At 44.5% G+C, this 11,836-nt stretch carries 9 protein-coding genes and 2 pseudogenes; 3 read left to right on the top strand and 8 right to left on the bottom strand.

Annotated elements, in window-relative coordinates:
* Window positions 1-251 precede the first annotated feature (251 nt).
* The 5 genes from hutH to hutC form a co-directional block, all read right to left on the bottom strand.
* The gene (hutH, locus tag AB4589_RS22650) at window positions 252-1,784 is read right to left on the bottom strand and encodes a histidine ammonia-lyase (protein ID WP_032555189.1); all 1,533 of its coding nucleotides are present in this window, start codon (window positions 1,782-1,784) and stop codon (window positions 252-254) included.
* A 14-nt stretch (window positions 1,785-1,798) separates the two neighbouring features.
* Window positions 1,799-3,493, bottom strand: coding sequence for a urocanate hydratase (gene hutU, locus AB4589_RS22645; protein WP_371709961.1), 1,695 nt, complete (start codon window positions 3,491-3,493; stop codon window positions 1,799-1,801).
* Window positions 3,494-3,559: 66 nt separating this feature from the next.
* A complete protein-coding gene (gene hutG / locus AB4589_RS22640; protein WP_371709962.1) occupies window positions 3,560-4,606 on the bottom strand; it encodes a formimidoylglutamase in 1,047 nt (348 codons plus the stop codon).
* Entirely contained in the window at window positions 4,593-5,843 is a 1,251-nt protein-coding gene (gene hutI, locus AB4589_RS22635; protein WP_372101732.1) for an imidazolonepropionase, read from the bottom strand. Before hutI ends, hutG begins: the two co-directional genes overlap by 14 nt.
* Window positions 5,844-5,956: 113 nt before the next feature.
* Entirely contained in the window at window positions 5,957-6,670 is a 714-nt protein-coding gene (gene hutC, locus AB4589_RS22630) for a histidine utilization repressor (protein WP_016795117.1), read from the bottom strand.
* A 181-nt stretch (window positions 6,671-6,851) separates the two neighbouring features.
* Between hutC and AB4589_RS22625 the strand changes: the two genes are divergently transcribed.
* Complete coding sequence (locus AB4589_RS22625) at window positions 6,852-7,595, top strand: sporulation protein (protein ID WP_371709964.1); 744 nt, start codon at window positions 6,852-6,854, stop codon at window positions 7,593-7,595.
* A gap of 561 nt (window positions 7,596-8,156) precedes the next feature.
* Window positions 8,157-9,359 carry a tyrosine-type recombinase/integrase gene (locus tag AB4589_RS22620; RefSeq protein WP_372101731.1) on the top strand — a complete coding sequence of 401 codons (1,203 nt, stop codon included), beginning with the start codon at window positions 8,157-8,159 and terminating at the stop codon, window positions 9,357-9,359.
* 169 nt (window positions 9,360-9,528) lie between these two features.
* On the opposite strand, the gene AB4589_RS22615 is transcribed toward AB4589_RS22620, so the two are convergent.
* The 3 genes and pseudogenes from AB4589_RS22615 to AB4589_RS22605 form a co-directional block, all read right to left on the bottom strand.
* Window positions 9,529-10,011: a MepB family protein gene (locus tag AB4589_RS22615; protein WP_371712703.1), complete on the bottom strand. Its 483-nt coding sequence runs from the start codon at window positions 10,009-10,011 to the stop codon at window positions 9,529-9,531.
* A gap of 473 nt (window positions 10,012-10,484) precedes the next feature.
* Window positions 10,485-10,970, bottom strand: coding sequence for a GrpB family protein (locus AB4589_RS22610; RefSeq protein WP_102309126.1), 486 nt, complete (start codon window positions 10,968-10,970; stop codon window positions 10,485-10,487).
* Window positions 10,971-11,129: 159 nt separating this feature from the next.
* Window positions 11,130-11,478 (bottom strand): annotated as a pseudogene (locus AB4589_RS22605) (DUF4440 domain-containing protein).
* A 145-nt stretch (window positions 11,479-11,623) separates the two neighbouring features.
* Here AB4589_RS22605 and AB4589_RS22600 point away from each other — a divergent pair.
* Window positions 11,624-11,818 (top strand): annotated as a pseudogene (locus AB4589_RS22600) (regulator); the annotation flags it as partial.
* Window positions 11,819-11,836: the final 18 nt, after the last annotated feature.

The raw sequence follows: 11,836 nt of genomic DNA, 5'->3' as shown, positions 1-11,836 counted from the left end.
TCGTTGGAGTCGTTGGAGTTGTTGGTTTTGCTGGTGCTTTATTGCTTGAGTCTGATCCACAGCCGGCTAAGAATAAGGTGCTGATAAGGGCTGTTGTAAGCAGGATTGGGGATTTTTTTGTTATCATTGGTAATGAACTTTCCGACGGTGAGTGATGATTTTTCGGATAGCATCACTCCTATCAATAAGTGTATTCATTTTTTATGGACAAGTGGGCTGTAACGAGAGTACAGCCCAGTATACGGAAAGTACTAAAAACTTGACAGTGTTCCTTCTGGCATTAGGTGGTTATGAACGGATAACTTGAGTAACAGGTTAGCTTGTTCAATATCTGGAGCAAAATATCTGTCTTTATCGTAGAAGCTCACTTTCTCACGCAAAATCTGCTTCGCTTCTTCCACACGAGGGGAAGATAGATTCGGAGCGCGGAAGTCTAGCCCTTGTGCTGCTGCCAAATATTCTACTGCCAATATCCCACGGGTGTTTTCAGCCATGTATCTAAGCCTACGAGCGGCAAAGGTGGCCATTGATACGTGGTCTTCTTGGTTTGCAGAAGTAGGGAGGCTGTCTATTGACGCCGGATGAGCCAAGGTTTTGTTCTCACTTGCTAATGCTGCTGATGTTACTTGAGCAATCATAAAGCCTGAGTTCACGCCGCCGTTATCGACCAAGAAAGGCGGTAGTTTGCTTAGCGCACTATCAATCAGTAGTGCCATTCTACGCTCTGACAAGCTACCGATCTCGGCAATGGCCAATGCAAGGTTATCGGCTGCCATTGCGACGGGTTCTGCGTGGAAGTTACCACCTGAAATGATGTCGCCATCGTCAGCGAAAACAAGCGGGTTGTCGGATACTGCATTTGCTTCAATCGTTAAGGTCTCTGCTGAGTTACGAATCTGCTGTAAACAAGCACCCATCACTTGAGGCTGACAACGCAGTGAGTAAGGATCTTGAACCTTTTCACAACAAGTATGTGATTCACCAATCTCACTCTTTTGGTCAAGCATATGGCGGTAAGCAAGTGCTGCATCCATCTGGCCACGATGACCACGAACGCGATGAATACGCGGATCAAACGGACGACGGCTACCCAGCGCGGCTTCAACAGACATCGCGCCACACACGGTTGCAGACGCGAATAAGTCTTCAGCTGCGAATAGACCTTCTAATGCAAAGGCAGTTGATGCCTGAGTACCGTTTAATAGCGCCAAACCTTCTTTAGGTGCAAGTGTGATTGGCTCTAGACCTGCGATCTGCATTGCTTCTAAGCCAGTGATGATCTTGCCGTTGTGGCGTGCTTGGCCTTCACCTAGCAGTACCGTACTCATGTGGGCGAGGGGAGCAAGATCTCCTGAAGCACCCACAGATCCTTTTTGTGGAACACATGGGTAAACCTGTGCGTTCACAAGATCGATAAGGGCATTAATCACTTTGAGGCGGATACCAGAGTAACCGCGAGACAAGCTGTTAATCTTTAACACCATCATCAAGCGAACAGTTTCATCAGACATGAATTTACCAATGCCCGCCGCGTGAGAAAGCACGATACTTTTCTGTAGTACTTCTAAATCCTCAGGGGCGATTTTGGTATTTGCTAACAAGCCAAAACCCGTGTTGATGCCATACACAGTGCGATCTTCAGCAATCACTTGTTCGACAACGTGCATGCTCGCTTCTATATCAGGAATCGCTGCAGGATCGAGAGATAAATTCACAGGGCTACGGCTAATCTTACGCAGTTCAGGCAGGCCTAGAAGTCCTGGCTTAAGTAATAAATTCAACATGTTTTCTCCAGACATTAAAGGCGACGAAGTTCTTCGTTTAGCATAGGTAAATCAAGCTTCTGCTCTTTAGCACACTGCTTGGCAATATCGTAACCCGCATCAGCATGACGCATAACGCCAGTAGCCGGATCATTGTGAAGTACACGAGCAATACGTTGTGATGCATCTTCGCTACCGTCACAACAAATCACCATACCTGAGTGTTGTGAGAAGCCCATGCCAACGCCGCCGCCATGGTGCAGAGAAACCCATGTTGCGCCACCAGCTGTGTTCAGAAGGGCATTCAAAAGAGGCCAATCAGAAACTGCATCAGAGCCATCCATCATGCCTTCTGTTTCGCGGTTCGGGCTTGCTACTGAGCCCGAATCTAGGTGGTCACGACCGATAACAACTGGTGCTTTCAGTTCGCCATTTTTCACCATTTCATTGAATGCTTGTCCTAAACGTTCACGATCTTTCAATCCAACCCAACAGATACGAGCTGGTAGGCCTTGGAACTGAATGCGTTCACGCGCCATATCTAGCCAGTTATGTAGATGTGGGTTGTCAGGAATCAGTTCTTTTACTTTTTGGTCTGTTTTGTAGATGTCTTCTGGGTCGCCAGAAAGGGCAGCCCAACGGAACGGACCGATGCCTTCACAGAATAAAGGACGAATATAAGCAGGAACGAAACCTGGGAAATCAAATGCGTTTTCTACGCCTTCTTCCAGTGCCATTTGGCGAATGTTGTTGCCGTAATCTACGGTCGCAGCGCCACGGTACTGAAGATCTAGCATAGCTTGTACTTGAATCGCCATTGATTGCTTAGCGGCTTTCACTACTTTCGCTTCATCAACTAAACGTTCTTGTGCTGCTTTCTCCATCGTCCAACCTTGAGGCAAGTAGCCGTTCAACGGATCGTGGGCAGAGGTTTGGTCTGTCACGACGTCAGGCGTGATATTGCGTTCAACTAACTCTGGGAATACATCTGCTGCGTTACCAAGCAAGCCAACAGAGATTGGTGTGTCTGACTCTTTAATCATCTCCATCGCTTCATCTATGCTAGTGGCTTTTTTGTCTACATAGCCTGTACGCAAGCGGTAATCGATTCGTGATTCATCACATTCAACCGCGATCATTGAGAAGCCAGCCATAGTTGCAGCAAGAGGTTGAGCACCACCCATGCCGCCAAGACCACCCGTTAAAACCCACTTGCCGTTTGCTTCGCCTTGAAAGTGCTTCTTCGCGATAGCAACAAACGTTTCATAAGTGCCTTGGACGATGCCTTGTGAGCCAATGTAAATCCAGCTGCCGGCAGTCATTTGGCCATACATCATCAAGCCTTCTTTATCGAGCTCGTTGAAGTGCTCCCAGTTAGCCCAGTGTGGAACAAGGTTAGAGTTCGCGATCAGTACGCGAGGTGCGTTTTTATGAGTCGGGAACACGCCCACAGGTTTACCTGATTGAACAAGTAACGTTTGGTCGTCTTCTAAACGCTCTAATACTTCAACAATCTTGTCATAACATTTCCAATCACGCGCCGCGCGACCGATACCGCCATACACAACCAGTGCATGTGGGTGTTCTGCCACATCAGGGTCTAGGTTGTTCATCAGCATACGCAGTGGTGCTTCTGTTAACCAAGATTTAGCGCGCAAAGTGGTGCCATGAGGTGCGCGAATTTCGCGAGTCGTGTCGAGACGAGGGTCACTGTTGTGGTGTTCCGTCATTTTGGAATTCCTTCTGTTTCACGTTATATCGTTGTAGTTGTAGTTGTAGTTATCGGTATAGCTGGATTAGTTGCTGGCCATTGCACTGGCTATATCCCAACACAAACGTGCCGCCAATCGAGCCGTTTGGCCATCGACGTCGTAGTCTGGGTTGTATTCCGCAATGTCCGCGATAATGAGTTTTTCACTGTGTTGGAAAATCTGTTCTAGAAAAGGAGCGAGTGCTTCATAGCTCACGCCTCTTGCCGCTGGTGCACTTACGCCCGGCGCAGTCGCTGCGGGGAATACATCGAGATCAATGGTGAGATAGAGGTAATCACACTCAGCGATGAATTTTTGCAACTTAACCAGTTGGGCAACTTGGTTCACTTGGGTCATGTTGCGGTCGTGTTCATACCAAACGCCCAGTTGGTCGGCTTTGTTAAACAGCGCTTTGGTATTGCTGGCAGCACTCACACCAAGACAAGCGTAATGAAACGGCCACTGATGCTTGTGGCAGTAATCGCTGATCTGGTTAAAAGGCGTGCCTGAGCTCGGTTTAACGTCAGCGATGTTGCTTTCAAATTCACGAAGATCAAAATGAGCATCAAAGTTAACGATGCCTATTTTAGGTTTGTGTACTGGCTGATCTTTATCAAGGAGTTCCGTTTGTTGTAAATGCTCAGCGAGACCTTGGAAAGATGCCCAAGCCACTTCATGACCGCCGCCAAGGGTAATCACTTTGTTGGTTGATAAAGCACAGGCAATAACCGAAGCACACTGTTTTTGACTGACTTCAAGTTGACCATCATGGCACTCGATATCACCAAGATCCGCGATGTGCGCGTCACTGTGCCAAGCCATATTAGCCAACGCTTGACGAATCAGGTTAGGTGCTTGCTTCGCGCCCACTCGACCTTTGTTTCTTGACACGCCTGCATCGCTGGCAAAGCCTACCAAAGCGATAGCGCCATCAGTAAGCTCGTTACTTAAATTACTATGTTGTACTTGTTTGGTAATGTGATGTACGCGTGTGCCGAGTGCGCCATCTTCAAGATCATTACGTCCCGTCCACACGAAGTTATGTACGGCTTCTGAGTTCTTTTGAATGCCGTTGGAATTAGATTGAGTCATGACACACCTCGCCATTAACGATGCGTTTATGAAGATGAGGAACACCGACTTGATAGCTTAGATCGGCAGGGTGCTCGATATTCCAGATAGCTAAATCAGCGGCATAACCAACTTCAATTTTGCCTTTAGTTTGTGAGTCGTCAATGGCAGCCGCAGCATGACAAGTCACACCGCGCAGCGCCTCTTCAGGCGTCGTGCCAAATAAGGTGCAGCTCATGTTCATCATCAGCGTTAAATCAGCAAAGGGAGACGTGCCGGGGTTTAAGTCGGTCGCGATCGCCATTGGAATGTTGTGTTCACGAAGTAGGGCGACTGGCGGTTGTTGAGTCTCTTTCAAGAAATAGAAAGCACCGGGTAGCAAAGTCGCAACTGTGCCTGATTCCGCCAGTGCCTTTACACCAGCTTCATCAAGGTACTCAACATGGTCGACAGAGAGTGCACCGTATTTCGCTGCAAGTGCACTGCCACCCATATTAGAAAGTTGTTCTGTGTGGCCTTTAATTGCCAGCCCATGTGCTTTGGCAGTTGCAAATACACGTTCGGTTTGTTCAAGGTTGAAGCCGATAGATTCACAGAACACGTCAACCGCATCGGCGAGCCCTTTCTCTGCAGCTTTAGGAATGATCTCTTGGCAAACCAGATCGATATAGCTGTCCGGTTGTTCTTTATATTCAGGTGGCACAGCATGCGCTGCAAGGAGAGTGGTGGTGATCTTAATTCGGCGATGATTCTCTAACGCTTTAGCTGCGCGTAACATCTTGAGCTCATCTTCAAGTGTTAAACCATAGCCAGATTTTACTTCGATGCTGGTTACGCCACTTCTTAGTAGGCCATCAAGTCTCGGTAATGCCATTTCAACCAGTTCGGATTCTTGTGCTGCGCGGGTCGCGGTTACTGTCGCTAGAATGCCGCCGCCTTGCTTGGCGATGTCGGTGTAAGAGACACCATTCAAACGCTGCTCAAATTCGTTGGCGCGATTACCTGCAAATACAAGGTGAGTGTGGCAATCAATCAGCCCAGGGGTGACTAACTTGTTTTTGCAATCATAGGTGATGTAATCCAAAGAACCATCAATACTTACTTGTTCTAACTCAGAAGCAAGTACGCCTTGGTTTGAACAAGAGATGGACACGATTTTACCGCTTTCGATAACGATATCTTGAGGGGAAGAGGGCTGATAGCCATCGGCTCCCGAACTCATGGAGACCACTCGTGCGTTTTTGAGGATCAAATTCATAATCACCTAGATCTTTGCTAAATATTAAATGTATATACAAATAAATAGGCTAAACGCTGACCCGAATCAAGTTGATGTTGCAAAAATGTGATCGGCGATCAGGATGATGTTCTTTAATCTAGAAGTATCTTGGAGCTTAATTTGTACTTAGAGCCAGGATGGTAGAGCAATGCAAAGCTGATTAGGCGCTCTTTGCTCCATGTTCTTCTATTCAAAAGTAGGCAAGGCTCTGATTCAGAAAGCTTTAGTGACGTTCTGATCTGTAAGTCTGGAATAATGGCTTCAACCGTATGCTCGATAGCACTCAACGGGCAGCTTTTTGAAAGGTATTCGTTGGGTGTCGAGGTTGAAAAGTCTTGCTCTAGATATTTTGGAGCGGCTTGAGAATTCACCCAGCGTGCTTCCAATTGAATCGGTGTGTTGTCAGCAAAGTGGATGATTTCACTATAGAATACTTCGGCATTGATCATGACACCTAACCGTGTGGCGGTGCTTTCATCAGCCTTGATGCTCTTGTGCTTGATAACTTGACTAGCATACGTTTGGCCTCGGTCTTTGATCTCTTGCGCGATGTTGTTGATATCAAGCAGAGGAGATTGCGCTTTTTCGTCAGGCTCACAAACAAAAGTACCTAGCCTTGGCTTCCTGATGAGTTTGCCTTCAGACACCAGATCTCGAATTGCTTTATTCACTGTCATTCGACTCACATTGAACTGCTCGGTGAGTTCAAGCTCTGTGGTTATCTGGTAACCCACTGGCCAGTGACCACTGGTGATATTGTCGTCTATGAACTGTTTTATCTGAAGGTAGAGCGGCGCTTTCGACATAATGAAACCTTATTTGACTATACAAATAGAGTAACGGAATTTTTCACGATTTCAACATTTCCTCAGGCAATGTGACTTTATTCAACATAGATGGGGCAAATTGCTTGATTCTGTGAGGTAAGTGTCGCAAATTGTCACGCAATAACTATTCGCAAATCAGATAATTAGAAAGGGAAATAATATGTTTAAGAAATTAAAGGCCTCGTTGGGCATCGGTGCAGCAAAGGTTGATACCGTCTTAGATAATATTGAAGTTTTCCAAGGTGGAGAGTTGTCTGGCAATGTACACATTGTTGGCGGCGACGTTGAGCAACAAATTGACCTGATCAACTTAGTTCTCAACACAGAAGTAAAAGTCGAAACGGAAGATAGCACCAGCTACGAAACCTTTTCATTAGGTCGTATTCAAGCCGTAGAGCCTTTCGTGATCCAACCGGGTGAAACCAAATTGGTGCCATTCCGTCTTAAGTTAAATGATGAAACGCCAGTCACCGCGTTGAACGCGCAAATGAATCAATGTCACGTGTGGGTTGAAACCAACCTAGATATCGGCTTTGCGATTGATCCTAAAGACCGCGACTTCATCTCCGTACACCCATTGCCAACAGTTGCTAAAATCATCCAAGGCGTAGAAGCATCGGGAATGGCAATGGTGAAAGCTGATGTAGAGAAGGGCTTCTTGAAAGGCAACAGCTTTGCTTCTCGCTCTGGTTGTTACCAAGAGATTGAATTTCGTAGCGGCGGCTTTATGAATAATAAAGAGATCGAGCTGTCATTCATCGTTGAAGGCTCAATGGTTCACTGCCTAGCAGAAATCGACCGCTCAATGAGCTTCCGTGGCGACCAATATATCTCATTCAGCTTGCCAGCTAACGCAGCCGACTCAGACATTCGCAACGCTGTATCAAGAATCATGAGTACGTAGTTAACTCTCTGTTAGTAGTCGCTCTGTCGATTAATAGAGATAAGACAATACAACTTCTAAAGCCGAGCTTAACCGTTCGGCTTTTTTGTTTGTAAATAAAGACAAAGAATCAATCATTGAACGTTAGCTTAGGGTGTTAGAAGGCCCTGTATAGAAGAGACATTTAAGTTATGTAGTTTTTGTGGCGCTATGGGACTAACATTGTCATTTCATATAATTTCGTTACAATGTTCGGCTACTCACAAATGGGGCATCTGTATTTGCTTCTATGTGGGTATCTTTATTATGCATATATCTCCGATCAACATACTTGTTGGTTGAAAAACATATATTAAACATTTTCATGTGTTGCTTGGTGTGCCTCAAGACGTGAATTTTCCTTCTTATTGCAATTCCTATTTACCATTCATACCTATTGATATAATCCTTTAAATACAAAAACTTAACCAAAGGAATGCAATTTAAATCATTTGCTGGATACTAGCTCATAATGACTAGAAGACACTTGCATTCATATGAGATTTGTACCAAATTTGTACCAAATATTTTTGGTACAAACGAATGGCAATCACAGATGCTTGGCTAAGAGCCACACAAGGTAAGCCTTACAAAGGGCAACCCGAAGTCACCCATAGAGATGGCTTAGGCGTGCGTGTGAGTCCTAAAGGTAAAGTGACCTGGGTTTACCGCGTTACCTATCTAGGTAAAGCCATAAAAATGAAACTTGGCGAATACCCAGCTATGAAGATGCGAGATGCATTGCGCGAGCGTGAAAAGAAAGCTGAGTTAGTTATCTTAGGCATCGACCCAAGAACAGGCATCAACCCTTCAGACAAAGCCCTACCAAGTACTGTAGATGACTTAATCGACTATTGGGTTGAACACCACGGCAAAGATAACGTAAAGCAGTGGCAAGCACTTGAGAAGATGTTTAGAACAGACATCAGCCCATATTTAGGTCAGCGCCAAGCCAAACACCTAGAACTGACCGACTACATGCCAGTATTTCAAAAGGCTAAGAATCGTGTGAGTGCAAAACATTCAGCAAATCTTATGTCACGCTTTAAACAAGTGCTCTCTTATGCTGTTCGTCACGGTTTACTTAAATACAACATGCTTGCAGAAGTAAAGAAAGCCGATGTAGGTGCACCAACAGACACCAAAAAGAGTAAGCAGACAGAAGCTGGCATTAAAGCACTATGGAAAGCCATTGACGACATCGGTGTGCATGAGAGCAACAAAAACTTCTTACGCCTTATGATGATATTCGCGAACCGCAGTAATGAGCTGCGTTTAGCGAAGAAGCAAGATTTCGATTTAGAAGCACTAGTGTGGACAGTACCAGCAGAGAACAACAAGATCAGGAAAAAGCAGGGCGGGGCAATTCGACGCGCGATTCCGCCATTGGCAGAAGAAGTGATTCGAAACCAGTTTGCCATTTATCCTGATCTTGAAATCATGTTCCCCCCAGTGAAAGTGGAAGCCGATAGGCCAATGGCCGAGAACGTGCCCGTAGAGTTTGGCCGTAAACTGGCTGATGCGATAGAGGCGGCGGGTTTCCCTAGAACGACCAATCATGACATGCGAAGAACGGCTCGTAATATGTGGGAAGCGATGGGTGTTCCATTTCATGTGGCAGAAACTATGCTAGGTCACAAAGTGCACCGTGGCGTACAGAGCCACTATTTGGATTACGACTATTTATATGAGCAGAGAGAATCTTATAGTTTATGGGCTGCTTTTATTAAGTGTGAAAATGGATAGTTTTAGTTTTAGTTGTAGTAACTCACAATTGGACAAAACTTTGCCAGTGCTTTTGCTAAATTAGCAAACCACGAATAATCACAGGTATGGCAAAGTTGTTGTGAAGAGCTAGTGCGATGAATAGCATAGCACTAGCAAAAGTATTGGTTTAGGTACGCACTAAGTGCGATTACGCTAAATTACCGAAGATCTTGGTGAATTTCTCAAAGTCTAAGATTGTATTATCTTCAATCCATAAAAAGTAATCACTTTGCCAGAGCTGAGTTTTCTTTGCTGAATTGGAAAACACTTTTGTTTTTAGCTCTCCACGGCTAGATGTCCATGGTGGAAACACTCTGAATGCCATTTTACCTTTAGCTTTATCTGAGGTAATGATTTTTTTATTAATCAAAACAGATAAAGGGAAGATAAACATCCCTCTTTTCGAAGATTCGTAATCATTAACCTCAACAAAAAGATAATCTAGATCATTCTTATCGTAAGGCATGGTTCTTCTAGATTCAGTGCTATTTTCATCTGGTCTCTTCCATATTGATAGAAAATTGCCGGGCCTATCTGGTGTAAGGTTCCCCTTTCGATAGATAACTTTCTTTTTATCGATAGAGAATTCAAGAGCCTCATATTTACTATTCTGAGGGTATTGGTCTAACACTACGGGATGGGTTAATTCATACCCTTTAGATGTCAAATTATGACGTAAGAAAAAATCCACATCAATGAGGTATTTACACTGAGTCAAAATATTTCCTTTTAATAAAAAACGATGCAGCATCCTAACTCTTCGAAGGTTCGTAATAAACCATTGGATTACTCTCTAAAACCACCTTGTAAGTTTATGACGCCTTCAAATCGATTGATAGAGCAAGAATTATCGAGTTGCTTTGAGCTAAAAACAGCACTCTAACACCCATTTTTCAATCTTTGTGAGTTCTGGGTGCCAGATTAGTTCTATTTGGTCAAACACTGCTCACCTGTGAATGTAGACTTTTTGGCGAAACCAATTTAGGGGCAAAAGTTTGTTAGCGGATGTTCTAAATTAGTCACTGAATAACTAGAAGTATGTAAAGTCACCTAACTCGGGGTTCACTTTTGATAGTGAACCCCATCTTTAAAAATTGTTGCACTTCAAACTTGATGCGAGGCTTGTCCTAACACGCGCTCTATAAAAGTTGCCTTTTTTCGGCGATATTCATTATGAGACCAACCTGTGCAAGACATTTTCAGTTCATTGTACTGTTGAACTAAATCAGAATTTTCGCGGAGTTTGTCTCTAAACCCCACAAAGCAGTCAAACTCCGAACCATTCGCCACAACCTGGAAAGCTACGTCCTCACCTGAATTACTTTCCAGCATGCAAAGCTCTGGAGTTCTTAACGTATTAGATTTTTCGTTGAAGCCTAAGGTCGAAAGTAGCTTTACTGCTTTCTCTAATTTGCTTCCGTCAACACCAACGAGTATATCTAGGTCACCTTTAGAGACAGCATTAGGGATAGAAGAAGCTCCAACATGCTCAATCACTGCGTCTGGAATCAAAGTAGCTATCTCAAGTTCGTATTTACGATACAGAGCTTCGCAAGATGCCTGATATTTATCTGCTTTGTAAAACTTCATATTTTCTCCCAAAGGCGTAGTTTTTAAGGTGTGGCGCGCGCAATGCCGAAGCTCTCGCGTATTACCGTATATACTTAACACAACGCACAGTACAAATACCAAGTGTTGCTAATTACTCTTCTTAGCGTCTTGTTAAATGCCAGTTCACCAAGTCCATTTTTATATCAGTTTAAAGGCTGGACACGGTGTCGCTTGACGATACTTCAACTGGCCAATAAGTACCTGTAAAAGACCAAGCCGAACAACGTTTAGCATAGTCGCTGATTTCGCCTGACGGTGCCATTAAAGCAGACTCATCTTTAAGCAGTTGAACAGAAGGCTCAAGTTGAATACATTCATAATTCTGCGAATGAATTCAAAAGCCTGAAGGCTTCTCTGTGCTCATCATGTGAACGATGGAAGTGAAGTCAAAACTGATATCCGATTTACCGACTTCAGAGAAACTAGGATGAATTAACCGCTCTATATCAGCTCGACTCTGACGAATTTCATACTGATGAAGCTCGATTTCTCGTTAAAATAAGATATCCATCTATTCTCCTGAGCTGGTAAGGCATATAACGCCTTCGTACAGTGCGCACTTTGTCTGCTTATGTTCAATCGTGCATACCTCCTTGAATCAGTGCAACCTCTTGTATTTAGAGGTTTTATCATTGAAGTGTCGCGAAATGAGTAAGAATTACATTTTTCGAGAGTTAGAGTGCCAAATGACGAAGGAAGAGGTCGCAGAACTGTGTTTTAAAACTGTGAGGACTGTCACGGGTTGGGATGAGGGAAAACCGATACCTCCTGAGTGTAAAAGGCTTATGCGTATGGCAAAAGGTCGGGAACTCAGCGTAAGTGATGAGTAAACGCGCCATAAACCC

Source organism: Vibrio sp. 10N.222.49.A3 (assembly GCF_041475145.1).
Classification (GTDB): domain Bacteria; phylum Pseudomonadota; class Gammaproteobacteria; order Enterobacterales; family Vibrionaceae; genus Vibrio; species Vibrio tasmaniensis_A.
This window is presented reverse-complemented; position numbering and strand designations above follow the sequence as displayed.

Excerpts from the sequence above, each read along its gene's own strand:
- hutH (WP_032555189.1), bottom strand. The coding sequence starts at position 1,784 with ATGTTGAATTTATTACTTAAGCCAGGACTTCTAGGCCTGCCTGAACTG.
- hutU (WP_371709961.1), bottom strand. The coding sequence starts at position 3,493 with ATGACGGAACACCACAACAGTGACCCTCGTCTCGACACGACTCGCGAA.
- hutG (WP_371709962.1), bottom strand. The coding sequence starts at position 4,606 with ATGACTCAATCTAATTCCAACGGCATTCAAAAGAACTCAGAAGCCGTA.
- hutI (WP_372101732.1), bottom strand. The coding sequence starts at position 5,843 with ATGAATTTGATCCTCAAAAACGCACGAGTGGTCTCCATGAGTTCGGGA.
- hutC (WP_016795117.1), bottom strand. The coding sequence starts at position 6,670 with ATGTCGAAAGCGCCGCTCTACCTTCAGATAAAACAGTTCATAGACGAC.
- AB4589_RS22625 (WP_371709964.1), top strand. The coding sequence starts at position 6,852 with ATGTTTAAGAAATTAAAGGCCTCGTTGGGCATCGGTGCAGCAAAGGTT.
- AB4589_RS22620 (WP_372101731.1), top strand. The coding sequence starts at position 8,157 with ATGGCAATCACAGATGCTTGGCTAAGAGCCACACAAGGTAAGCCTTAC.
- AB4589_RS22610 (WP_102309126.1), bottom strand. The coding sequence starts at position 10,970 with ATGAAGTTTTACAAAGCAGATAAATATCAGGCATCTTGCGAAGCTCTG.